21 protein-coding genes are annotated in these 22,354 nt (G+C 52.0%); 18 read left to right on the forward strand and 3 right to left on the reverse strand.

From position 1 onward, the window contains the following. Positions 1-3 precede the first annotated feature (3 nt). From AYK82_RS03335 to AYK82_RS03365, 7 genes are all read left to right on the forward strand, one after another. Complete coding sequence (locus tag AYK82_RS03335) at positions 4-1,089, forward strand: ABC transporter ATP-binding protein (RefSeq protein ID WP_068311363.1); 1,086 nt, start codon at positions 4-6, stop codon at positions 1,087-1,089. 108 nt (positions 1,090-1,197) lie between these two features. After that, positions 1,198-1,872: a sulfate transporter family protein gene (locus AYK82_RS03340; protein ID WP_068311364.1), complete on the forward strand. Its 675-nt coding sequence runs from the start codon at positions 1,198-1,200 to the stop codon at positions 1,870-1,872. A gap of 9 nt (positions 1,873-1,881) precedes the next feature. After that, positions 1,882-2,364 (forward strand): GNAT family N-acetyltransferase, encoded by a 483-nt coding sequence (locus AYK82_RS03345; RefSeq protein ID WP_068311365.1) that lies wholly within the window; start codon positions 1,882-1,884, stop codon positions 2,362-2,364. 301 nt (positions 2,365-2,665) lie between these two features. Then, positions 2,666-3,064: a succinate dehydrogenase, cytochrome b556 subunit gene (gene sdhC / locus AYK82_RS03350; protein WP_068311368.1), complete on the forward strand. Its 399-nt coding sequence runs from the start codon at positions 2,666-2,668 to the stop codon at positions 3,062-3,064. A 9-nt stretch (positions 3,065-3,073) separates the two neighbouring features. Next, positions 3,074-3,457, forward strand: a complete 384-nt coding sequence (sdhD, locus tag AYK82_RS03355; RefSeq protein ID WP_068311370.1) for a succinate dehydrogenase, hydrophobic membrane anchor protein — start codon at positions 3,074-3,076, stop codon at positions 3,455-3,457. Between the two features lie 5 nt (positions 3,458-3,462). Then, positions 3,463-5,325 (forward strand): succinate dehydrogenase flavoprotein subunit, encoded by a 1,863-nt coding sequence (sdhA, locus tag AYK82_RS03360; protein WP_068311372.1) that lies wholly within the window; start codon positions 3,463-3,465, stop codon positions 5,323-5,325. Between the two features lie 190 nt (positions 5,326-5,515). Continuing rightward, positions 5,516-6,298 (forward strand): succinate dehydrogenase iron-sulfur subunit, encoded by a 783-nt coding sequence (locus tag AYK82_RS03365; RefSeq protein WP_068311376.1) that lies wholly within the window; start codon positions 5,516-5,518, stop codon positions 6,296-6,298. A gap of 146 nt (positions 6,299-6,444) precedes the next feature. On the opposite strand, the gene AYK82_RS03370 is transcribed toward AYK82_RS03365, so the two are convergent. After that, positions 6,445-7,107 (reverse strand): outer membrane protein, encoded by a 663-nt coding sequence (locus tag AYK82_RS03370; RefSeq protein ID WP_068311377.1) that lies wholly within the window; start codon positions 7,105-7,107, stop codon positions 6,445-6,447. A 150-nt stretch (positions 7,108-7,257) separates the two neighbouring features. Next, positions 7,258-7,857, reverse strand: a complete 600-nt coding sequence (locus AYK82_RS03375; protein WP_068311378.1) for a TetR/AcrR family transcriptional regulator — start codon at positions 7,855-7,857, stop codon at positions 7,258-7,260. A 211-nt stretch (positions 7,858-8,068) separates the two neighbouring features. Here AYK82_RS03375 and AYK82_RS03380 point away from each other — a divergent pair, with 211 nt between their 5' ends. Both AYK82_RS03380 and AYK82_RS03385 read left to right on the forward strand, forming a co-directional pair. Then, positions 8,069-8,413 carry a carboxymuconolactone decarboxylase family protein gene (locus AYK82_RS03380; protein WP_068311381.1) on the forward strand — a complete coding sequence of 115 codons (345 nt, stop codon included), beginning with the start codon at positions 8,069-8,071 and terminating at the stop codon, positions 8,411-8,413. Positions 8,414-8,615: 202 nt separating this feature from the next. Beyond that, entirely contained in the window at positions 8,616-9,380 is a 765-nt protein-coding gene (locus tag AYK82_RS03385; RefSeq protein ID WP_068311382.1) for a DNA polymerase beta superfamily protein, read from the forward strand. Between the two features lie 65 nt (positions 9,381-9,445). On the opposite strand, the gene AYK82_RS03390 is transcribed toward AYK82_RS03385, so the two are convergent. Then, positions 9,446-9,823: an MAPEG family protein gene (locus AYK82_RS03390; protein ID WP_068311384.1), complete on the reverse strand. Its 378-nt coding sequence runs from the start codon at positions 9,821-9,823 to the stop codon at positions 9,446-9,448. A 232-nt stretch (positions 9,824-10,055) separates the two neighbouring features. On the opposite strand from AYK82_RS03390, the gene AYK82_RS03395 reads away from it, so the two are divergent. From AYK82_RS03395 to lpdA, 9 genes are all read left to right on the forward strand, one after another. Next, positions 10,056-10,514 (forward strand): arsenate-mycothiol transferase ArsC, encoded by a 459-nt coding sequence (locus tag AYK82_RS03395; protein ID WP_068311386.1) that lies wholly within the window; start codon positions 10,056-10,058, stop codon positions 10,512-10,514. Between the two features lie 181 nt (positions 10,515-10,695). Beyond that, positions 10,696-11,226 carry an AprI/Inh family metalloprotease inhibitor gene (locus AYK82_RS03400; RefSeq protein WP_068311388.1) on the forward strand — a complete coding sequence of 177 codons (531 nt, stop codon included), beginning with the start codon at positions 10,696-10,698 and terminating at the stop codon, positions 11,224-11,226. Positions 11,227-11,359: 133 nt separating this feature from the next. Further along, positions 11,360-12,514, forward strand: a complete 1,155-nt coding sequence (gene zapE, locus AYK82_RS03405) for a cell division protein ZapE (RefSeq protein ID WP_068311390.1) — start codon at positions 11,360-11,362, stop codon at positions 12,512-12,514. Positions 12,515-12,705: 191 nt separating this feature from the next. Continuing rightward, positions 12,706-13,668, forward strand: coding sequence for a malate dehydrogenase (mdh, locus tag AYK82_RS03410; protein ID WP_068311391.1), 963 nt, complete (start codon positions 12,706-12,708; stop codon positions 13,666-13,668). A gap of 77 nt (positions 13,669-13,745) precedes the next feature. Continuing rightward, positions 13,746-14,945 carry an ADP-forming succinate--CoA ligase subunit beta gene (sucC, locus tag AYK82_RS03415; protein WP_068311392.1) on the forward strand — a complete coding sequence of 400 codons (1,200 nt, stop codon included), beginning with the start codon at positions 13,746-13,748 and terminating at the stop codon, positions 14,943-14,945. Continuing rightward, positions 14,945-15,859: a succinate--CoA ligase subunit alpha gene (gene sucD / locus AYK82_RS03420; protein ID WP_068311393.1), complete on the forward strand. Its 915-nt coding sequence runs from the start codon at positions 14,945-14,947 to the stop codon at positions 15,857-15,859. The genes sucC and sucD overlap by 1 nt, the downstream gene beginning before the upstream one ends. A gap of 200 nt (positions 15,860-16,059) precedes the next feature. Continuing rightward, entirely contained in the window at positions 16,060-19,029 is a 2,970-nt protein-coding gene (locus AYK82_RS03425) for a 2-oxoglutarate dehydrogenase E1 component (RefSeq protein WP_068311395.1), read from the forward strand. A gap of 75 nt (positions 19,030-19,104) precedes the next feature. Then, positions 19,105-20,601: a 2-oxoglutarate dehydrogenase complex dihydrolipoyllysine-residue succinyltransferase gene (gene odhB, locus AYK82_RS03430; protein WP_068311397.1), complete on the forward strand. Its 1,497-nt coding sequence runs from the start codon at positions 19,105-19,107 to the stop codon at positions 20,599-20,601. Positions 20,602-20,697: 96 nt separating this feature from the next. Beyond that, the gene (gene lpdA, locus AYK82_RS03435; RefSeq protein ID WP_068311399.1) at positions 20,698-22,101 is read left to right on the forward strand and encodes a dihydrolipoyl dehydrogenase; all 1,404 of its coding nucleotides are present in this window, start codon (positions 20,698-20,700) and stop codon (positions 22,099-22,101) included. Positions 22,102-22,354 lie beyond the last annotated feature (253 nt).

A 22,354-nucleotide genomic window follows, 5' to 3' on the forward strand; every position in this document is an offset into this window, starting at 1 on the left:
CCCATGAACTCTATTGAAATCAAAAAACTCGGCCTGCGCTTTGGCGAAGTGGAAGTACTAAAAAACCTAAATCTGGATATTCATGACGGTGAATTTCTCGTGCTTCTCGGCTCCTCCGGCTGTGGCAAGTCAACACTGTTGAATTGCATCGCGGGCCTGCTGGAGCTGAGCGAAGGGCAGATCCATATTAAAGATCGCAATGTTACGTGGGAAGAACCGAAGGACCGCGGCATCGGCATGGTGTTCCAGTCTTATGCGCTGTATCCGCAAATGTCGGTTCGTGGCAATCTGTCATTCGGACTGAAGAACGCAGGAGTGCCGAAAGCTGAAATCGAAAAGCGCATCAGCAAGGCCTCCGAGATGTTGCAGATCGAGCAATTGCTAGATCGCAAGCCCGCCGCTCTTTCAGGTGGTCAACGTCAACGTGTTGCGATTGGCCGCGCATTGGTGCGAGATGCTGAGGTGTTTTTATTTGATGAACCCTTGTCCAACCTTGATGCAAAATTGAGGACGGATCTGCGGGTGGAAATCAAGCGGCTGCACCAAAGGCTCGGCAACACCATGATTTATGTGACGCACGACCAGATTGAAGCAATGACGCTTGCTGATCGCATTGCGGTGATGCGCGGCGGGAAAATCGTTCAGTTAGCTCCGCCAACGGAGCTCTATAATAAGCCGGTCAATAAATATATAGCAGGGTTTATTGGCTCTCCGGCGATGAACTTCCTCAAAGGTATTTTACACGGTGGAGATCAACCATACTTCATCGTTGAGGATAGCAAGTTTCCATTAAATGGTTATGAGTTTGACGGTCCTGTGCCAGAAGAGGCAGAAGCCTATTTGGGCGTGCGCCCAGAACATGTTGTAATTGGTGCTGAGGCGGAGGCAAGTGTTGCTCATCATTCCGTAGAGGTGGAGGTTGTGGAGCCAATGGGTTCTGACACTCTCGTCTGGACACAGCTTTGCGGTCAGCACTTCCGCGTTCGTGTTGACGGCCAGTCAGAGCTCAAGGTTGGAGACACGCTCGAGATTGGATTTGATCCATCAAAGGCTTCGCTATTCCACGCGCAAACTGAGGAGCGTCTCTAGGCAGCGTAACATATCCGCGTAACACCTTGAGAAATTAAAAGCACTCTCTTGCAATGGGTCTTTATTGAACCTATTTGCAAGGGAGTGTTTTATGCTTTAAGGCCCAATATGTTTACATTAGCTCTGCGCGCATTTTCTCAGGTTTTTGAGCCTCACTTTCGTAAGATACTGATACGGTCACTGCTTGCAACTATTGTGGTGCTCATCGCGATGTGGCTGGCAATCAACGCTGGTGTGCAAGTGCTGTTGAGCAACTTTTCAGATCTGCCTGGGTGGGTTGATTGGGTTGTCGGGGCATTTACCGGAGTTGGGGTCTTTATCGCGCTCGGCTATCTGCTGGCACCAGTTTGCGCAATTGTTGTTGCGTTTTACCAAGATAGCATCGCAGAAATTGTAGAGCGGGATGATTACCCTGCGCATCCTGTAGGGCGGCCATTGCCATTTGACCAAGCCTTGCTCTCGGCGCTGCGTTTTGCTGGCATCGTGTTGCTTGCTAACATCGTTGCGCTGCTATTGCTTCTTGTGCCGGGCGTAAATCTCGTAGCGTTTTTTCTTATCAATGGCTACTTGCTCGGCCGGGAATTCTTCGAGTTCGCCGCGACGCGCTATCTCAAGGTAAAAGATGCCAAGCTGCTGCGTGAATTCCATAGCAAGCAAGTCTTCACTGCGGGCCTCTTGATCGCCGTTGTGCTCTCGATCCCGATACTAAACCTCATCACCCCTATTTTTGCTACGATCTACATGGTTCATGTCTACAAGCGCCTGCACGGCAAATCGCTCTAAAAAACTCCAATGAGAATAAGCAATCTAGAAGCCTGTCAGTTGCCTTGGGCCCATCAACTCAACGAACAGCATGCAGCCGAATTGTCGTCACTTTCAGCCGATGGATTTGCACAGTTGGTGGCAACCGCGCACTACGCGAAGCAAGTCCGACCGCACATGGGCTTCCTGATTGCGTTTGACCATGCGGCGCAGTATGCCTCGCAAAACTATCAATGGTTCAAACAGCGATATGAAACATTCCTCTACATTGATCGTGTCGTTGTAGAGGAAAAGGCGAGAGGGCAGGGCGTAGCTACTGCGCTCTACGATGATCTGTTTTCATTTGCGAAGGAACAAGGACACAGCTATGTCGTGTGTGAGGTGAACACGATCCCACCTAATCCTGAATCCATGCTGTTTCACCAGCGGCTCGGCTTTAAGCAGATCGGCTTTGCGCAACTGAAAGGTGCGGGCAAAGAAGTGGCATATCTCTTGTGGCACTCACAAAACTAGAATTACTAAAGCGTAAGGTTCTTGCGATTCTGAAAAAAAACGCAAATTCTCACTTTTAAATATGACTATCAAATTCAGGTAAGAGCAGTTTTCCAACATTCGTGTGGCTCGCTCACGACCAAAGTCCTAAGTGAATCTATTTAAATAGGCGTTTTCCCATATTTCCTATGCAGAAATCTCTATCTGAATGCTAGGATGCTTTGACGCATTCACTTCTTGAGGCTATGAAAAGCCTAGGAACAACCTTGGTCACCTTACGTTTACGCGAGCGTAATCTTGTCAAGGGACGGGAGAGATCATCATGGCGAACGCGAGTAATAAGGCCAACCGGCCGTTATCGCCCCATCTTCAAGTTTATAAGCTCATCATCACGATGATGATGTCGATCATCCACCGCATCACCGGCGCTGGCCTCTATTTTGGCACGGTCCTCATGGTCTTTTGGTTGGCGTGCGCCGCTGCCGGGCCTGAGTGGTATGCGTTTGCCAACGAGGTCTTCGGTTCACTGCTGGGCCGATTGGTACTCTTCGGCTTTACATGGGCGCTGGTGCACCACATGTTTGGCGGTCTGCGGCACTTCATTTGGGATTTCGGTTATGGCCTTGCCAAAGAAACCTCAACATTCATGGCACGGGCAACGGTTGTTGCGTCGGTTTCTGTAACAGTGATCCTTTGGATCATCGGTTACATGGTTCGTTAGGAGTACGTCATGAGCGATATGCGCACCCCTCTATCGAAAGTTCGCGGTTTAGGTTCAGCTAAGGATGGTACCGGCCATTTCTGGCATCAGCGTGTTTCATCGGTTGCAAACGTGTTTTTGCTGTCCTTCTTCATCATTTTGGTGATTTCCCTGCAAGGGGCAGACTACGCAACCTTTATCGATACCATGCAAAATCCGCTTGTTTCTGTATTGATGCTACTGGTTATTCTGGTTGGTTGCTTCCACATGAAACTCGGCATGCAGATCATCATTGAAGATTACGTTCATAATGAAGCAGCAAAAATTTTCGCTGTAATCGGTAATATCTTCTTCTCATCATTCATCGCGCTTGCTTCTGTTGTTGCAGTGCTGAAAATTAGCTTTGGAGCCTGATCCAGATGGCTGAACAAACTCAAAAATCAGCAGCGAACATCAATGGCCGCGCCTATGAGTTTATTGATCACAATTTCGATGTGATTGTCGTTGGTGCCGGTGGTGCCGGGCTGCGTGCCACGCTCGGTATGGCTGAGCAAGGTTTAAAAACCGCTTGTATCTCAAAGGTTTTCCCAACCCGTTCGCACACTGTTGCTGCACAAGGTGGCATCGCCGCATCCCTGCAAAATATGACGCCAGACTGCTGGCAGTGGCATATGTACGATACGGTTAAGGGCTCTGACTGGCTCGGTGATACCGATGCAATGGAATACCTTGCTCGTGAAGCGCCAAAGGCGGTATACGAGCTGGAGCACTACGGTGTGCCGTTTTCCCGTACAGAAGATGGTAAGATCTACCAGCGCCCATTCGGCGGCCACATGCAGAATTATGGTGATGGCCCGCCTGTGCAGCGCACTTGTGCCGCAGCAGACCGCACCGGCCACGCTATTTTGCACACTCTCTACGGCCAATCCCTGCGCAATAATGCTGAGTTCTTTATCGAGTATTTTGCGCTGGATCTCATCATGTCTGATGATGGCCAGTGCCAAGGCCTGATCGCTTGGAACCTTGATGACGGCACCATCCATCGCTTCAATGCGAAAATGGTTGTGCTGGCGACAGGCGGCTACGGTCGTGCCTTCTTCTCGGCGACATCTGCGCATACCTGTACAGGTGATGGCGGCGGTATGGTTGCCCGTGCAGGCCTTGCCCTGCAGGATATGGAGTTTGTTCAGTTTCACCCAACGGGCATCTATGGCTCGGGCTGTTTGATCACCGAAGGTGCTCGCGGTGAGGGCGGTTATCTGGTTAACTCCGAAGGCGAGCGCTTCATGGAGCGCTATGCCCCTTCAGCCAAAGACCTGGCCTCACGCGATGTGGTTTCCCGGTGTATGACCATGGAAATCCGCGAAGGGCGCGGTGTTGGCAAAAACAAAGATCACATCTTCCTGCATCTTGATCACTTGGATCCAGATCTTTTGGCCGAACGTCTGCCAGGTATCTCGGAATCCGCGCGCATCTTCGCAGGCGTTGATGTAACAAAAGCACCAATTCCGGTGCTGCCAACCGTTCACTACAACATGGGCGGCATTCCAACAAACTATTGGGGTGAAGCGCTGAACCCGACCAAAGACGATCCAAACGCAATTGTTCCAGGCTTGATGGCTGTAGGTGAAGCAGGGTGTGCCTCTGTTCATGGTGCGAACCGTCTTGGCTCGAACTCGCTGATCGACCTTGTTGTATTCGGCCGTGCAGCTGCAATTCGTGCAGGCGAGGTGATTGACCGCGAAGCGGCAATCCCAACGCCTAATGAGGCTGCAAGCCAGAAGATCATGGAGCGCTTCGATGGCCTTCGCTACGCTGATGGTGCTGTGCCAACGGCCGACCTTCGCCTCAAAATGCAGAAGACCATGCAAGAAGACGCTGCCGTATTCCGTACGCAGGAAAGCCTTGAGCAGGGCTGTGAGCGCATGGCCAAAATCTGGGATGAGCAGAAAGACATCAAGGTTACAGATCGCTCGATGGTTTGGAACTCGGATCTTGTCGAAACACTAGAACTCGGCAACCTGATGGCAAACGCAATCACCACGGTGGTCGGCGCAGAGGCGCGTAAAGAAAGCCGTGGCGCCCACGCACGCGAGGACTACAAGGATGGTCCTCTGGGTGGTCGTAACGATGATGAATGGCGCAAGCACACCATCTCGCATGTTGATGAGAACGGTAAAGTGTCGCTCAGCTATCGTCCGGTGGTTCTTGAGCCGCTTACCACTTTCGATGAAGGTGGAATCGATATGAAAAAGATCGCGCCGAAAGCGCGCGTCTACTAACAGCCGTAGCGGTGTCAGTCAAGCTGGCGCCGCTGCTGCACCTGCCGGCAACTGGCCTTTAGGGTAAAGCACCCTAGGCTTTAGGGAGAGAGCCCGGCAGTTGGCAACACACACATGGCAGGGGGAAACGCCTGTCTCAAGAAACTTCAAAATGGTGATTTCTTGAAGAGTTAGACGCGGAGCAAGAAACATGGTTCAGCTGACGCTACCTAAAAATTCCCGGATGGGAAAAGGCAAGGTCTGGCCTAAGCCGGAAGGCGCGACCAACCTGCGCGAATACCGTATCTACCGCTGGTCGCCAGATGATGGCCGTAACCCACGCGTAGACACATACTATGTGGATCAAGATGACTGCGGGCCAATGGTGCTCGATGCGCTGATCTATATTAAAAACAGTGTCGATCCGACACTTACTTTCCGTCGTTCATGCCGTGAAGGTATTTGCGGCTCCTGTGCGATGAATATCGATGGCACCAACACACTGGCCTGTACCAAGGGCAGTGATGAGGTATCTGGCGAGATCGTGAAGATCTATCCACTGCCTCACATGCCAGTGGTGAAAGATCTGGTGCCGGATTTGACACGATTCTACACCCAGCACCGTTCAATCGAGCCATATTTGAAAACATCTACGCCGGCTCCGGAAAAAGAGTGGCTGCAGTCCCGTGAAGACCGGGAGAAGCTTGACGGGCTTTACGAGTGCATCCTGTGTGCGTGCTGCTCCACATCCTGCCCGAGTTATTGGTGGAACGGTGATCGCTACCTCGGTCCTGCTATCCTGCTGCAGGCTTACCGCTGGTTGATTGATAGTCGCGATGAAGCCACCGGCGAGCGTCTGGATAATCTGGAAGACCCTTTCCGCCTTTATCGCTGTCACACGATTATGAACTGTACCCAAACTTGTCCGAAGGGCTTGAACCCGGCTAAGGCAATTGCGGAGATCAAAAAGATGATGATCGAGCGTCGCGTATAGGCGGCCCATCCATCGTAACGAAAAAAGAAGCCGCCCCGGTTAAACGAGGCGGCTTTTTGTTTGCGGTGGCGAAGAGGAGGAGGGCTTCGCCATTCCGCAGCTGCGCCGGATTTGGGAGGAGGGTACGGCGCAATCTCCAAAACGCTCTAATATGTCTCGAACCTGTAGGTCAGCCCCAGCCGTACGATGTCAGCGCTCATATCCTCTTGAAAACGCGTTGAGCCAATGTTGTAGGCCTCGTCAGAAAACGCCAGATGCTGATAGTCGAGCCGGATTGCAAGATTCTTGCTAACAAATGCTTCCGCCCCGCCGCCGATAATCCATCCTACGACCTGCGCATTGTCAGAGTTGGTCCCTAAGGTGGCATTGCGCGCTGTGATGCTTGCAGTCGCGATGCCGACATTTGCGTAAGCCAACGCAAAGCCATAGGTGATGCCGCCGCGCAGCTTTGCAGCAGCCATAGAATTCATTGAGAGCTCTAATCCGGAAGAGGCGGTGTTGTTGGTATTAGCGAAGTTTCCCTCCACTTCAACTCCAACAAAGGCATTGCGATAGACATAGTTATAGCCGCCGTAAATGCCGCCAATCCCACCATCAAAGCCGGTATTGCTTTCAAAGCGGTCATCGCCGGTAACATGCGCATATCCGCCTTGAGCACCAATGTAAAAGCCATCCCACTCGGTCTGGCTCACATCATAAAAGCTGACGCGCTGCTCGTAGCCCGCGCCAACCTCTTCTTGCGCATAGGCGGGTGCGGCCAATAAACTAAATCCAGCGCTTAAGACTGCGATTAATCGAATTCTATCCATGGAAGCCCCCCATGACTCTGTACTATCGCTTCATGCTAAACATGGAGCGCTCTCCATACGGTTTCGAGGGCCATTTCAATTCAAATCAATTGATAAACACCTAAAGGCGCATCCGTGAAAAGAAGTTGGAATTAAAGAACAGTGCTACAATTATCGATATTCAATTCCTTTGAGAAGCAGCTGCAAAACTGCCTTGCACTCGTCCTTTAGTTTTTGGCGATCGTGGTATCCTTGCAGCTGTGGGAAGCGAAACTTTACAGTGGCATCTTGCAGTGCCCGCGCAGTTCGATCAATCGGCACGATGTCGAATTCCTCCGCCATAACGCCAGAATGGAGAATAGCCTTCAGTGGTGAGCGAAGGGCACGTAGATGAGTAGAAATCAGCTCTGGTCTCTTGGCAATGATGACTTCAAAGCAACTCACCAAGCCGGGGTTATCGCTAAGTAGATCGTAGGAATCTTCAAACTCAGCCATCATCAGGGCCTGAAACCGCATGCTTGGGCTGGCATTTGGGTCCACTGTGTTTTCTAGTCTTGCAAGGTGCTTGGCCATTTCCGCAGCAACTACAGCGCAACCAAGCTCAAGCTTGTTGCGGTAGAAGTTGTAGATGTGCGCCATTGATATGCCAGAGTTTTCCGCGATCAGCGCCACAGAACTCTTGCCATAGCCAGACGAAAGAAAGGTCTCTCGCGCTGCCACGAGCACATCCGCGGCCCGGCCTCGGGCAGTAAGAGCTTCCTCCAATGACATGGTGCTTCCAATGCAGTTTCTGAAAAATTTCAATAAATTTCAAAGCATGTTGCGCGCCTAAGAGCAAGGGTGCTCTAAGGTATTCTGGGTATAACCTATGCGTCAACCCAATCTAGCTCAAAGCTTCATCAGATACGGGCTATTCCCAATAGCCAGCATCAAAAATTGTGCCTACGAATATTAGTTACAACTAAAGTATAGGTGATTAACGATGGCAGTTAGAGACTGGAATGATTTTTTAAGGCAAACGGATGGTCGACTGAGTGAGCTGCGTCCCGGAATGCCGGGCACCATGAAGGGTTTTGGGGAAATGGCCAAGAGCGCGATCACGCCTGGTGCGCTTGATTCCAAAACCAAAGAACTCATGGCCCTAGCTATTGGTATCGCTGCGCGCTGCGATGCATGCCTTGGCTACCACGCAAAGGCAGCCATTAAATACGGTGCGACTCGCGAAGAGGTAATCGAGACGATTTCTGTTGCGGTCTATATGGGGGGCGGGCCGTCCTTAATGTACGGTGCTGAGGCACTTTCTGCATTTGATGAGCTGTCCAAGTAAAATCAGTGGGATGGCGGGTAAAGTCGGCACTCCCCTTCGGCTTTGCCCACTCATTTAACCGTGGCTGCCTTGCGTCACTCACATAACGAGGGTAAGTGCATAAAAAACACTTAGCACTCGGGCGAACAGGGTGACCGCATCAACAGCACATAAGGCCGTTTTCCAGCTATCAAAAAGATCGCAGCAAAACGGAAAAGAAATTATGCAGCATCTGCATGATCTTGAAGACGCGCGCGGGCTTCGGGTTCTTCATGCAGGTGACCCCTCATTGCTGCTGTTAGGAAATCCGAACAGGCTTGAAAACAATAGAAGCCAGTTTGTTTTTGTCCGCTCAATAGATCACTACTTGTCGCTCTTTCCGCAGGATGGCGATATCGAGTTGGCTGATTGTGATCCACTCGATATTTCAGGGCAAGACATCAAGTCGGTAATCATTCAGTGCCTACAAGGCAATACGACATATTTGGATCTGCTTCGTACTCCAATCGCACAGTTAAAGATCGGCTCCTTCGCCGAGCAACTCGTCGATTTTGCATTGGAGAACGGCGATCCTGTTCGTTTTGCTTCATGGCATTTAAAAAGACTAACCCGCCAGCGCCGCAGATTTGATGGGGGGGCGAAAGCTGAAATAGTTCCAGAACGTCTCATAGAATTGTTGCGCCCCGCACTTTCTCTGCGCTGGTACTCTCAAAACCGCTTAACAGGTTTGCCACCGGCAACCTTGCCGCAGCTATTGGAAGATGTTTTTTTACGCCCAGTCCTTAGGGGTGAGATTGACGAACTGCTGCAAAGACAAAGTGAAGGTAACCTGCGCGATTTGATGAAGATACCTTCCGCTATTGCGGATCTCGTTCTTGCGGAAATTGAGGCAGGACCGGCGATAGAAACCCGCCGCAAGCGTACGATGACACGCACCGAGCTTGGCAATGCGGATCGCTTCTTTCTAAAGTGGGCAGTAGCGAAGTAGACGCACCTCCTTTGCATTCAGTAACCCCCTACATCTTCAAGGGTAGCACTTGTCATCGCATGCCGCTATGACCACACCGGCGATGTAAAGATTGCCAGCGCAGCGATGAGCCCAACAGCCCAGCTGGTGCTGCGCAGCGATGGGCGGTTTGTCCAGTAGCAGAAAATGTAAATCAAACGCATGGCGATATACAAGCCGCAGAGCTGATTGATCCAATAAGGGTCGCCCTGCTGCCAAAGTGCGACAAGTACGGCGACGGCATAAAAGGGGAAAGCTTCATAGCTGTTTTGGTGTGCCCCCTGTGCGCGGGCTCTGAACCCTTTGCGCCAGTATTCGGGATCGCGTGGATAAGCATTGTTATAAGAGCGGTTTAGTTTTGCTGGGCCAATTGCAACAAGAGGAAGAAGCGCAGCGATGAGAAGAGACCATATAGCAAAAGACATAAGTTATTCCTCTTCGAAAATGATAGGAGACGTCTCCAGATACCGCAGAAAGACTGCGGTTGCATCCGAATAAAATCAATCCGACAAACCTTACATGTAACTTACGGCATCGAAGTGTTTTACCCAAATTGATAATGCGGCTGTCATGTAGTCGCCATTATCATGATGCTATCACGCGTCGAAGAACGGCCTTTAAAGACACTTGGCCAGAATTTCTGAGGAGATCAGGCTAATGCAAAGAACAAATGTCCTGTTTCTGTGTTCAGACAATGCGTATCTATCCCTGTTGGCCGAAGCCTACTTAAATCAACATGCAAGTGCGGGGTTGCACGCGTTTTCGGCGGGCCCCGCTCCGGCGGGAAAGTTAAGCCCGCAATTGAAAAAGGCTCTATTTGAAAATGGGCTATCAGATGCAGGGCTAGAACCGAAATCATGGGATATATTCGCACTGCCCCATGCGCCGCAGCCAGACTACGTCATCCAGCTGCAGCGAGATCCAAGACTCGCACAGCAACCTCAGTGGCTAAGAGCGCCAAAGCAAATGCACTGGCAGATTTCCCTGCCAACATCGCAAATGAGCGCTGGTGCACGCCGAAAGAAAGCTTTTGACACCCTCGCGGCGGCGATCGATCGAGCGTTAGAGGCTGGCGCCTTTGGACAGGAAAATCCAAAGCTTAAAGCATCTGCATGAGGAAAAGCGGGTTGGGATGCCCCCCGTTTTTTAGGCAAGTCAATTGCAATTCCCCCCAGAATCTGCAAGTGTTTTTTCAGATTTAACTCGGCATACGAGCGCCATTCTTTATTTTCGGGGCAAATTCGGCGTAACCCATGTTTTTCGTGATTGCCTCGCGCAACAGGTGGGAACCGAACCTATGAACTTAAACAGCAAACTTGTTATCGCAACAGCGCTCGCGCTGCTGACGGCCGGCTGCATGCGCACATCGTACACACGCAGCTATGTCTCGAGCCTTCCGGCCACGCCAGTGCAGCAGGTTGAAGGCGGTCAGCTTGATCCGGTCGACCCAAATGCACAGCCAGTTGACCAGTCCGCACTTGGTGGTCAGGGCTCTGACCAAGGTGGCACAACTGTAATAGCCGCGAATTCCGCAACCGCAGGGACAGGCGCCGTTGGACGTAGCGAGCTTCTGGGTGGTTGGAATGTATCCTCTGGTGCTTCTAGCTGTAAGCTCTTTATGACGCTGACCACATGGAGCGGGGGGTACCGCGCCAATACACGTGGATGTGATGATGGTAACTTGTCTCGCATCGCAGCATGGAATTTGAATGGCAATACAGTTGTGCTCAAAGATGCTTCTGGGGGCGACATTGCGACTCTCTCAGGCGGTGGCGCCACTTTCTCCGGTCAGACGTCTTCTGGTGAACCGATCTCGTTCCAGCGCTAGTCCAGTCCAGCTCTGCTAGATGCAGCTTTATGTATCCGCGCCCCCTTTTGCTTGGGGGCGCTTTTTTCTTGCTCTGCAACACTCGCCTCCGTTATTGCAAGGGCGACAGATTTTCTAGTTTTAGGGAATGCGAATGACTTACATTGTCTCAGGAACTCAATCCGTAATGGCGCGCTATCAAGAGTTGGTAAGCGCTGCGTCGATAAGCGAGGACGCCGCACAGTTGCAGGTCGTCCGCTTGCTGGATGAGTTGGACGAGGCACTAGCGACGCGGCAGGCCGCCAGTGAGAGGCAGGGCTTTTTGTCACGTCTTTTTTCTGGGGGAAAGGCGAAGCAAGCCTCCCCAAAAGGGCTCTATATTTGGGGCTCAGTAGGGCGCGGGAAAACTATGCTGATGGACCTTTTCTTTGAAGGCGCCAGGGAACTAAAAAAGCAGCGCTCACATTTTCATGAGTTCATGGAGGATGTGCATAATCGCGTTTATGCGGTGCGGCAGAAAATCAGCAGCGGAGAGCTAAAGGACGGCGACCCCATACTGCCCGTCGCAGATGAGATTGCGAATAATGTAAGCTTGCTGTGCTTTGACGAGTTTACGGTAACAGACATTGCAGATGCGATGTTGCTAGGGCGTCTGTTCACGCGCCTCTTTGAGAAAGGCGTGGTGATTGTTGTCACCTCCAACGTGGTTCCCGATAATCTTTACAAGGACGGACTAAACCGCAATCACATCTTGCCTTTCATCGCTTTGCTTAAAGAGCGGACAACAACGATCTGTCTGGATTCACCCACCGATTATCGCCTTGAAAAACTAGGAAAAGCTGAGACCTATATCGCACCGTGCGGCCCGCAAGCGGATGAAAAAATGCAGCAGCTATGGGAAGAGATCACGATGGGCCTCCCACTACATCGTGAAGAGCTGCACAATAAAGGGCGCGTGATTCCTGTAATTAAAACCTGTTCTGCAGTAGCGTGGTTTACATTTGACGAGTTGTGCGTGCAACCACTCGGTGCATCAGATTACTTACGTATATGCCGAGCCTATCACACGATATTCCTATCAGGCGTACCTGTGCTCAGCAAAAAGCGCCGCAACGAAGCGAAGCGGTTTATCAATCTAATTGATACGCTTTATGACAATCATCGACAGCTAGTCATATGTGCCGCGGCGGAGCCGACCCAGCTCTATATTTCCGAGGGGGGAACCGAGGCCTTTGAGTTTGATCGAACCGCCTCTAGATTGATTGAGATGCGTTCTCGGGAGTACTTACTGAGTCGCAAAGATTTGTGAAATTGAAAAAAATCAAAATTTTTCAGTTCCGCGAATTGTTCTAAAGTCGACTTTTTGCGAGATATCACCGAAAAATGAACTAATTGGCTGGCTCAAGGCGCATTTTGCTTGCGCAAAATGCGTAAAAACGCTACTCCACTGCGACAAATAGGCACGATCTCTTGCCTGGTTTACGTAAAGGGGAGCTGCTCATGGCACGCAACAAGATTGCTCTTATTGGTTCCGGCCAAATCGGGGGTACACTGGCTCATCTGGCTGGCTTGAAAGAGCTTGGCGACATCGTTCTCTTTGATATCGCAGAAGGTATGCCTCAAGGTAAGGCGCTGGATCTGGCTGAATCTTCTCCGGTTGATGGTTTCGATTCCAAACTTTCCGGCACCAACACATATGAGGCCATCGAAGGCGCAGATGTCGTTATCGTAACTGCCGGTGTTCCTCGCAAGCCGGGCATGAGCCGCGACGACCTTCTCGAAATTAACTTGAAGGTGATGGAGCAGGTTGGTGCGGGCATCAAAAAATACGCACCAAACGCGTTCGTAATCTGCATCACTAACCCGCTTGATGCGATGGTGTGGGCTCTGCAGAAATTCTCTGGCCTTCCAGCGAATAAAGTTGTCGGTATGGCTGGTGTTCTTGATAGCGCCCGTTTCCGTTACTTCCTCGCTGACGAATTCAACGTTTCCGTTGAAGATGTCACCGCATTCGTTCTTGGCGGTCATGGTGACACCATGGTGCCGCTGACCCGCTACTCCACAGTTGCAGGCGTGCCTCTCACCGATCTGGTGAAAATGGGTTGGATCACCGCAGAGCGTCTGGAAGAAATCGTACAGCGCACCCGTGATGGCGGCGCGGAGATCGTCTCCCTGCTGAAAACCGGCTCCGCTTTCTACGCACCAGCGTCATCCGCAATTGCAATGGCGGAAAGCTACCTCAAAGACAAGAAACGCGTTCTGCCTTGTGCGGCATACCTTGATGGCCAGTACGGCCAGAAAGACATGTATGTTGGCGTACCAACTGTCATTGGTGAAAACGGCATCGAGCGCATTGTTGAGATCGAGCTGAACAGCGCTGAAAAAGCTATGTTTGATAAGTCCGTAGACTCTGTAAACGGTCTTGTCGCAGCATGTAAGAAAATCCAGCCAGCGCTCGCTTAAGACGACGGCTGAAACCCAACTCTGAAAGGCTGGCGCACCAATGTGCCAGCCATCTTCCGTTACAACAGGCAGATCAGATGAACATTCATGAATATCAGGCGAAAGCCGTTTTGAAAGAGTACGGCGCTCCCGTTGCTGAAGGCGTCGCAATCTTTTCGGCTGACGAAGCTGAAGCCGCAGCAAAATCCCTACCAGGCCCGCTGTGGGTTGTTAAATCGCAGATCCACGCAGGTGGCCGCGGTAAAGGCAAGTTCAAAGAGCTGCCTGCAGATGCAAAAGGCGGCGTTCGTCTGGCGTTCAACCTTGACGAAGTGACCTCCCACGCAAAAGAAATGCTGGGCAACACTCTCGTTACCGCACAGACCGGTGATGCAGGCAAGGTTGTAAACCGTCTCTACATCGAAGATGGCGCTGACATTGATCGCGAACTCTACCTCTCCTTGCTGGTAGACCGTACCTGTGGTCAGGTTGCTTTTGTTGCTTCCACAGAAGGTGGCATGGATATCGAAGAAGTTGCACACGCAACTCCAGAGAAAATCCTCACCCTGCCGATCGATCCGGTTGAAGGCGTAACTGCTGGAAAAGCAAGCACCCTTTGCGATACGCTGAAGCTGGAAGGCGAAGCCCGCGAAGACGGTATGAAGCTGTTCCCGATCCTCTACAAAGCCTTTGTTGAAAAAGACATGGCTCTGCTGGAGATCAACCCGCTGATCGTCATGGAAAATGGCCGCCTGCGTGTCCTGGATTCGAAAGTATCCTTCGATGGCAACGCCCTGTTCCGTCATGAAGACATTGTTGCCCTGCGCGACAAAACCGAAGAAGACGCAAAAGAGATTGAAGCTTCCAAGCACGATCTGGCTTACGTCGCTCTTGATGGTAGCATCGGCTGCATGGTGAATGGTGCTGGCCTTGCCATGGCAACCATGGACATCATCAAGCTGTATGGCGCCGAGCCTGCAAACTTCCTCGACGTGGGCGGCGGTGCCACCACCGAGAAAGTAACCGCAGCATTCAAGATCATCACGTCTGATCCAAACGTAAAAGGCATTCTTGTCAACATCTTCGGCGGCATCATGCGCTGTGATGTGATCGCTGAAGGCGTACTGGCAGCTGTGAAAGAAGTTGGCTTGCAAGTACCACTCGTTGTTCGTCTTGAAGGTACCAACGTGGAGCTTGGCAAGAAGATCATAAATGAAAGCGGCCTGAATGTAATTCCGGCGGACGACCTCGATGATGCAGCTCAGAAGATCGTAGCTGCTGTGAAGGAGGCTGCATAATGTCTATCATCGTCAATAAAGACACCAAAATTATCGTTCAGGGCCTCACCGGTAAAACCGGCACCTTCCACACGGAACAGGCTTTGGCATACTACGGCACCCAGATGGTAGCTGGCGTCCACCCGAAAAAAGGTGGCACCAACTGGACTGGCACTGTTGCTGGCGAAGAAAAGTCTCTGCCAATCTACGCCTCTGTTAAAGAAGCAAAAGAAGCAACTGGCGCAAATGCATCTGTTGTTTACGTGCCGCCTGCAGGCGCTGGCGCCGCGATCATCGAAGCGATCGAAGCTGAAATCCCGTTCATCGTCTGCATTACCGAGGGTATTCCGGTTGCCGACATGGTGAAGGTGAAAGCTCGCCTAGAGAAGTCCAATTCTCGCCTGCTTGGACCGAACTGTCCTGGCATTTTGACCCCGGAAGAGTGCAAGATCGGCATTATGCCGGGCTCTATCTTTAAAAAGGGTTCTGTTGGCATCGTTTCCCGCTCTGGCACGCTCACTTACGAAGCTGTGTTCCAAACCACGCAGGAAGGCCTCGGCCAAACCACTGCTGTTGGTATCGGCGGCGACCCGGTAAAAGGCACCGAGTTTATCGATGTGCTTGACCAGTTCCTTGATGATCCGGCAACCGAAACCATCATCATGATTGGTGAAATCGGTGGCTCTGCAGAAGAAGAAGCTGCGGAATGGCTCAAAGAACAGGCTGCCAAAGGCCGCAAGAAGCCAATGGTTGGCTTCATCGCTGGCCGTACAGCCCCTCCAGGCCGCACCATGGGTCACGCGGGTGCTGTGATATCAGGCGGTAAGGGCGGCGCAGAAGACAAAATCGCAGCGATGGAAGCTGCCGGTATTGCAGTTTCGCCTTCTCCTGCCAAACTCGGTAAAACACTTGTGGAGCTGCTGGCGAAAGCCTAAGTTCTAAGTAATTTTGAATAGGCGGCGTAACCTTCTGTAAAGGCTACACCGCCCATAAGAAATCTAGGGTAGTGATTCCAGTTGAAGAGTTGCCCTAGTTGTAACGTGGCGAAAGTGGTTTCGTCGCACATTGCAGACCCGGGTTTTGGCATCTGCCAGCCCAAAACAAAGAGGCGGGCCAAAAACCCGCTGAAAAGAAGATGGCACGGCAGGACGCGAACAATGTCTTCGCGCTGACGTCGTTCCTTTACGGCGCCAACGCTTCCTATATCGAAGAGCTTTATGCTCGGTTTCAGGAAAACCCTAGCTCTGTAGAAGAGCAGTGGCAGGAGTTTTTCAGCTCTCTCCAAGACAATCCGCAGGACATTATCAAGGGCGCGCAGGGCGCATCTTGGCAACGTCAGGATTGGCCTGTCAGTGCAAACGGAGAGTTAATCTCCGCGCTCGATGGCGATTGGCCATCTGAAGCAGCGGTTTCCAAGAAAATCCAGAAAAACGCGCAGTCCAAAGGTCAGAAGCTTTCTGATGTGGATGTGCTGCAGGCAACACGCGACAGTGTGCGCGCGCTAATGATGATCCGCGCTTATCGTATGCGTGGGCATTTGCATGCCGATCTGGATCCGCTTCGTTTGGCAACACCGGGTGATCACGAGGAGCTGCATCCAGCGACCTATGGCTTTAAGGAAAGCGATTGGGATCGCAAGATTTTCCTCGACAACGTGTTGGGCATGGAATACGCCAGCATCCGCGAGATGCTGGAAATCCTGAAGCGCACCTATTGCTCCACTCTCGGTGTGGAATTTATGCATATTTCGGATCCCGCTGCGAAAGCGTGGATTCAGGAACGCATCGAAGGGCCGGACAAGCAAGTTGCTTTTACCCCGGAAGGGAAGAAAGCGATTTTGAACAAGTTGATCGAGGCAGAAGGCTTTGAGAAGTTTTTGGACGTGAAGTACACGGGTACCAAGCGTTTTGGCCTTGATGGCGGTGAAGCTCTCATTCCTGCACTTGAGCAGATCATCAAGCGCGGCGGTGCGCTTGGCGTTAAAGAGATCGTCTTCGGCATGGCCCACCGCGGCCGCTTGAACGTTCTTTCTCAGGTGATGGGGAAACCACACCGCGCGATCTTCCACGAGTTTAAAGGCGGCTCCTACGCGCCCGATGATGTGGAAGGCTCCGGTGATGTGAAGTACCACCTTGGCGCGTCCTCTGACCGCTCATTTGATGGTAATAACGTGCACCTCTCGCTAACGGCGAATCCGTCGCACCTCGAGATTGTGAACCCGGTTGTGCTGGGTAAGGCGCGTGCGAAGCAGGATCAGCTCGGTGATTGGACAGAAACCACCGAGATTGACCGAGAAACAGTCTTGCCACTGTTGTTGCACGGCGATGCCGCATTTGCAGGTCAGGGCGTTGTTGCTGAGTGTTTTGGATTGTCCGCGCTTCGCGGTCACCGTACCGGCGGCTCTATCCATGTAATCATTAACAACCAGATTGGCTTTACTACTAATCCACGCTTCTCGCGTTCTTCTCCATATCCATCTGATGTGGCAAAGGTTATCGAAGCGCCGATCCTGCACTGTAATGGTGATGACCCGGAAGCTGTGACATTTGCTGCGAAAATTGCAGCGGAGTACCGTCAGAAGTTTGGTCGTCCGGTGGTGATTGACATCATCTGCTACCGCCGTTTCGGCCACAACGAAGGCGATGAGCCTGCCTTCACGCAGCCGATCATGTACCGCAAAATTCGCAAGCACGAGACCACTCTGCAAATCTATGCGAACAAGCTGGTAAAAGAGGGTCTGCTCACTGCTGAAGAAGTCGATCAGGCAAAGGCCGATTGGCGCGCCCACCTGGACCGTGAGTTCGGCGCTGGCAACGAATTCCGTCCAAATAAAGCTGACTGGCTAGATGGTAAATGGGCTGGCCTGAAAGCTGCAAAAGAAGCCGACGAACCGCGCCGTGGTACCACCGGTGTTCCTTTGGCAGAGCTGAAAGAACTCGGTGAGAAGCTTTCCGCGGTGCCTGAGGGCTTTAACGCGCACCGGACCATCCGCCGATTTATGGACAATCGCGCCAAAATGATCTCATCAGGTCAGGGCATTGATTGGGCTATGGGTGAAGCACTCGCTTTTGCGGCCTTGGTAAAAGAGGGCCATCCGGTTCGCCTTTCCGGTCAGGATTGTGAGCGCGGTACCTTCTCACAGCGCCACTCTGTTCTTTATGATCAGGAAGATGAGAACCGCTATATTCCGCTCAATCACATTGCAGAAAAGCAGGGTCGCTACGAAGTGATCAACTCCATGCTTTCTGAAGAAGCGGTGCTTGGCTTTGAATATGGCTACTCTTTGGCCGAGCCAAATGCACTGACCATGTGGGAAGCGCAGTTCGGTGACTTCGCTAACGGCGCGCAGGTTCTGTTCGATCAGTTCATCTCTTCAGGTGAACGTAAGTGGTTGCGCATGTCAGGCCTCGTTTGTCTGTTGCCGCATGGCTATGAAGGGCAGGGGCCAGAACACTCTTCCGCGCGCCTAGAGCGTTATTTGCAGATGTGTGCAGAGGACAACATGCAAGTTGCCAACTGTACAACGCCTGCAAACTACTTCCACATTCTACGTCGGCAGTTGCTGCGTGATATTCGTAAGCCATTGGTGTTGATGACGCCAAAGTCCTTGCTGCGCCACAAGCGTGCAGTGTCCAATCTGGAAGACTTCGCGGCAAACTCTTCTTTCCACCGCTTGTTGCATGATGATGCTGAAACCAAGCCGGGTTCAACTGTCACGTTGAAGAAGGATGAAGAGATCCGTCGCGTGATCCTCTGTTCGGGTAAAGTCTACTACGATCTATTGGAAGAGCGTGAAAAGCGCGGCATCGAAGATGTTTACATCTTGCGTGTTGAGCAGCTCTATCCATTCCCGACCAAGTCGCTTTGTGTCGAAATGGCGCGCTTCAAGAATGCGGATGTTGTCTGGTGTCAGGAAGAACCAAAGAACATGGGGTCTTGGTTCTTTGTTCAGCAATACATCGAATGGGTGCTTGAGCATGTTGGTGCCAAGGTTGATCGTCCGCGCTATGTGGGCCGCCCTGCTGCCGCCGCAACTGCAACCGGCCTGATGAGCAAGCACCTTGCCCAGCTGCAAGCCTTCTTGGACGATGCATTCTCCAAATAGTCAAAGATAGCAACCGCTAGGTTCAACGACTCCTCGTTGTTTCGGGGAGCCACCCAAACTGGAAAGAAATACAAAATGGCAACGGAAATCAGAGTACCCACCCTGGGCGAATCCGTGACCGAGGCAACCATTGCGCAGTGGTTTAAAAAGCCGGGTGACGCCGTAAACGCCGACGAGCCGCTCGTTGAGCTGGAAACCGATAAAGTAACCGTAGAAGTGCCTGCACCCGCTGCTGGCACTCTTGCCGAGGTTGTGGTGAAAGAAGGTGATACCGTAGAAGTTGGTGCGCTGTTGGGCAGTCTGACAGAAGGCGCTGCCGCCGCTGCTCCTACCGCCGCACCAGCTGCGAAAGCGGAAGCGCCAGCTGCTGAACTTGTTGAAGTGGTTGTCCCAACCGCTGGTGAAAGCGTGACCGAAGCTGAAGTTGGCGAATGGTCTGTTAAAGTTGGTGACAGTGTTAAAGCCGACGACATTCTTGTTGAGCTGGAAACAGACAAGGCCGCGCAGGAGGTGCCAAGCCCTGTTGCTGGTAAAATTGTTGAAGTTTTGCAAGCCACCGGCGCCACTGTTAACCCGGGCATGGTGCTGTGTAAGATTGCGGCAGGTGAAGGCGCAGCCGCAGCCCCTGTTGCTGCGGCTCCTGCCCCACAAGCAGCTGTTGTTGCTCCTGCTTCTTCCATGCCAGCGGCTCCTTCTGCTGCCAAAATGATGGCAGAAAAAGGCCTCTCTGCTGATCAAGTTGCCGGTTCTGGGAAGCGCGGTCAGGTGCTGAAAGGCGATGTGATTGCTGCTGTTGCAGCTGGCGCAACTGCTGCTCCACAAGCTGCCGCCGCTCCTGTTTCTGTTCGTGCACCTTCTGCGCCTGCGGATGAAGCACGCGAAGAGCGTGTACGCATGACCAAGCTGCGCCAGACTATTGCGCGCCGTCTGAAGGATGCCCAGAACACAGCGGCTATGCTGACCACTTACAACGAAGTGGACATGAAGCCGATCATGGACCTGCGCAAGCAGTACAAAGACATCTTTGAGAAGAAACACGGCGTCAAGCTGGGCTTCATGGGCTTCTTCACCAAAGCGGTTACCCACGCTTTGAAAGAAATCCCGGCCGTAAATGCTGAGATCGATGGCACCGACATCATCTATAAGGATTTCGCGCATATTGGTGTGGCAGTTGGGACGCCTAAAGGCCTCGTTGTGCCGGTTGTCCGCGATGCAGACCAAATGTCCATTGCGGATATCGAAAAAGAAATCGGTAACCTCGGCCGTAAGGGCCGTGATGGCAAATTGTCTATGGCTGACATGCAGGGCGGCACCTTCACCATTTCCAACGGTGGTGTCTATGGCTCGCTGATGTCCTCGCCAATCCTGAACGCGCCTCAATCCGGTATTCTTGGCATGCACAAGATTCAGGAACGCCCGGTTGCAATCAATGGTCAGGTCGTTATCCGCCCAATGATGTATCTGGCGCTGTCCTACGATCACCGCATCGTTGACGGCAAAGAGGCTGTAACCTTCCTTGTTCGCGTAAAAGAGAGCCTGGAAGATCCGCAGCGTCTGGTTCTGGATCTTTAAGAAAGCATCAGTGCCCGGCGCCACGCGTCGGGCACAAACTCTTTAATATCTGGCGCACAATGCGAGCGGCGCCCTTAAGAAGCTATTGAGGATAAAATGTCCTACGATCTCGTTGTAATCGGTACTGGCCCGGGTGGTTATGTGTGCGCTGTAAAAGCTGCCCAGCTCGGTATGAAAGTTGCCGTTGTTGAAAAACGTAAGAGCCATGGCGGCACCTGCCTGAATGTTGGTTGCATTCCTTCCAAAGCGCTGCTGCACGCCTCTGAAATGTTTGAGGAAGCCAATCATTCCTTCGAATCTCTCGGCATTAAAATCGGCAAGCCGAAGGTTGATTGGAAGGGCATGCAGGCCCACAAAGACAAAGTAATTGAAGGCAACACCGCCGGTATCGATTACTTGTTTAAGAAGAACAAGATTGACGTCTTCACTGGTACGGGCCGCGTCCTTGCACAAGGCAAGGTCGAAGTTATGGGCGAAGACAAGTCCAGCCAGATTGTCGAGTGCAAGAACATCGTCATTGCTACTGGCTCTGATGTGATGCCGCTGCCGGGCATCGAGATTGATGAGAAAACCGTTGTCTCCTCCACTGGCGCACTCGAGCTGGATAAAGTGCCGGGCCGCCTGTTGGTCGTTGGCGCTGGCGTAATTGGCCTTGAGCTTGGTTCTGTCTACCAGCGTCTTGGCTCTAAGGTTACCGTTGTTGAGTTCATGGATAAAATCCTCGGCCCAATGGACGGAGATGTTTCCAAGCAGTTCCAGCGTATGCTGAAAAAACAAGGCATGGAGTTCAAGCTTTCATCCAAAGTAACGGGCGTTGGCAAAAAAGGTAAGGCCCTTGAAGTCACCGTAGAACCCGCCGCCGGCGAAGCTGCGGCTGAAACAATGGAAGCTGATGTTGTGCTGGTTGCCATTGGCCGCCGTCCTTACACAGAAGGCCTCGGCCTTGCAGAAGCGGGTGTAAAGCTTGATGAGCGTGGCCGTATTGAAACCGATGCCCACTACAAGACAAATGTAGATGGTATCTACGCAATCGGCGATGTAATCAAAGGCCCAATGTTGGCGCACAAAGCCGAAGACGAAGGCGTGGCTCTGGCGGAAATCCTTTCCGGTCAAGCTGGGCATGTGAACTACGAAGTGATCCCGGGCGTCGTTTACACTTCGCCAGAGGTTGCCTCCGTTGGCAAAACCGAGGAAGAGCTAAAAGCTGAGGGCATTGCCTATAAAGCTGGCAAGTTCCCATTCTCGGCCAATGGCCGCGCGAAAGCGATGCTGAAAGCGGACGGTTTTGTCAAAGTGCTCGCAGACAAAGAAACTGATCGCGTGCTCGGAGTTCACATCGTGGGCCATGGTGCTGGCGAAATGATCCACGAAGCATGCGTGCTGAAGGAATTCGGCGGTTCTTCGGAAGATCTGGGCCGCACCTGCCATGCACACCCGACCATGTCGGAAGCCGTAAAAGAAGCGGCACTGGCAACATTTGCCAAACCAATTCACATGTGAGATTGGTTGATACGAATAAAAAGAAAAGGGAGCCATTGGCTCCCTTTTTTCTTGTCCAGCCTTAGAAAAAGTCGCTGCATGCACGGCCCCCTTAAAAGCTTAATGGCGAATTACAATGGTCCGAATTCTCTGAATTGCGGTTACTTTTCATTCGCTTAGTTTTAATGCCCAAGGGCAGAAGCGCGCGTACTATGCCTGTATTTAACGAGCTCTACATCTCGAGCACTCATCAAACTGGAGATCCAACGAAACA

It is taken from the genome of Polycladidibacter hongkongensis, assembly GCF_001561995.1.
Taxonomy (GTDB): Bacteria; Pseudomonadota; Alphaproteobacteria; order Rhizobiales; family Stappiaceae; genus Pseudovibrio; species Pseudovibrio hongkongensis.

What these genes read in the sequence shown, in the direction of transcription:
- AYK82_RS03335 (WP_068311363.1), top strand. Translation starts at nt 4, where the DNA reads ATGAACTCTATTGAAATCAAAAAACTCGGCCTGCGCTTTGGCGAAGTG.
- AYK82_RS03340 (WP_068311364.1), top strand. Translation starts at nt 1,198, where the DNA reads ATGTTTACATTAGCTCTGCGCGCATTTTCTCAGGTTTTTGAGCCTCAC.
- AYK82_RS03345 (WP_068311365.1), top strand. Translation starts at nt 1,882, where the DNA reads ATGAGAATAAGCAATCTAGAAGCCTGTCAGTTGCCTTGGGCCCATCAA.
- sdhC (WP_068311368.1), top strand. Translation starts at nt 2,666, where the DNA reads ATGGCGAACGCGAGTAATAAGGCCAACCGGCCGTTATCGCCCCATCTT.
- sdhD (WP_068311370.1), top strand. Translation starts at nt 3,074, where the DNA reads ATGAGCGATATGCGCACCCCTCTATCGAAAGTTCGCGGTTTAGGTTCA.
- sdhA (WP_068311372.1), top strand. Translation starts at nt 3,463, where the DNA reads ATGGCTGAACAAACTCAAAAATCAGCAGCGAACATCAATGGCCGCGCC.
- AYK82_RS03365 (WP_068311376.1), top strand. Translation starts at nt 5,516, where the DNA reads ATGGTTCAGCTGACGCTACCTAAAAATTCCCGGATGGGAAAAGGCAAG.
- AYK82_RS03370 (WP_068311377.1), bottom strand. Translation starts at nt 7,107, where the DNA reads ATGGATAGAATTCGATTAATCGCAGTCTTAAGCGCTGGATTTAGTTTA.
- AYK82_RS03375 (WP_068311378.1), bottom strand. Translation starts at nt 7,857, where the DNA reads ATGTCATTGGAGGAAGCTCTTACTGCCCGAGGCCGGGCCGCGGATGTG.
- AYK82_RS03380 (WP_068311381.1), top strand. Translation starts at nt 8,069, where the DNA reads ATGGCAGTTAGAGACTGGAATGATTTTTTAAGGCAAACGGATGGTCGA.
- AYK82_RS03385 (WP_068311382.1), top strand. Translation starts at nt 8,616, where the DNA reads ATGCAGCATCTGCATGATCTTGAAGACGCGCGCGGGCTTCGGGTTCTT.
- AYK82_RS03390 (WP_068311384.1), bottom strand. Translation starts at nt 9,823, where the DNA reads ATGTCTTTTGCTATATGGTCTCTTCTCATCGCTGCGCTTCTTCCTCTT.
- AYK82_RS03395 (WP_068311386.1), top strand. Translation starts at nt 10,056, where the DNA reads ATGCAAAGAACAAATGTCCTGTTTCTGTGTTCAGACAATGCGTATCTA.
- AYK82_RS03400 (WP_068311388.1), top strand. Translation starts at nt 10,696, where the DNA reads ATGAACTTAAACAGCAAACTTGTTATCGCAACAGCGCTCGCGCTGCTG.
- zapE (WP_068311390.1), top strand. Translation starts at nt 11,360, where the DNA reads ATGACTTACATTGTCTCAGGAACTCAATCCGTAATGGCGCGCTATCAA.
- mdh (WP_068311391.1), top strand. Translation starts at nt 12,706, where the DNA reads ATGGCACGCAACAAGATTGCTCTTATTGGTTCCGGCCAAATCGGGGGT.
- sucC (WP_068311392.1), top strand. Translation starts at nt 13,746, where the DNA reads ATGAACATTCATGAATATCAGGCGAAAGCCGTTTTGAAAGAGTACGGC.
- sucD (WP_068311393.1), top strand. Translation starts at nt 14,945, where the DNA reads ATGTCTATCATCGTCAATAAAGACACCAAAATTATCGTTCAGGGCCTC.
- AYK82_RS03425 (WP_068311395.1), top strand. Translation starts at nt 16,060, where the DNA reads ATGGCACGGCAGGACGCGAACAATGTCTTCGCGCTGACGTCGTTCCTT.
- odhB (WP_068311397.1), top strand. Translation starts at nt 19,105, where the DNA reads ATGGCAACGGAAATCAGAGTACCCACCCTGGGCGAATCCGTGACCGAG.
- lpdA (WP_068311399.1), top strand. Translation starts at nt 20,698, where the DNA reads ATGTCCTACGATCTCGTTGTAATCGGTACTGGCCCGGGTGGTTATGTG.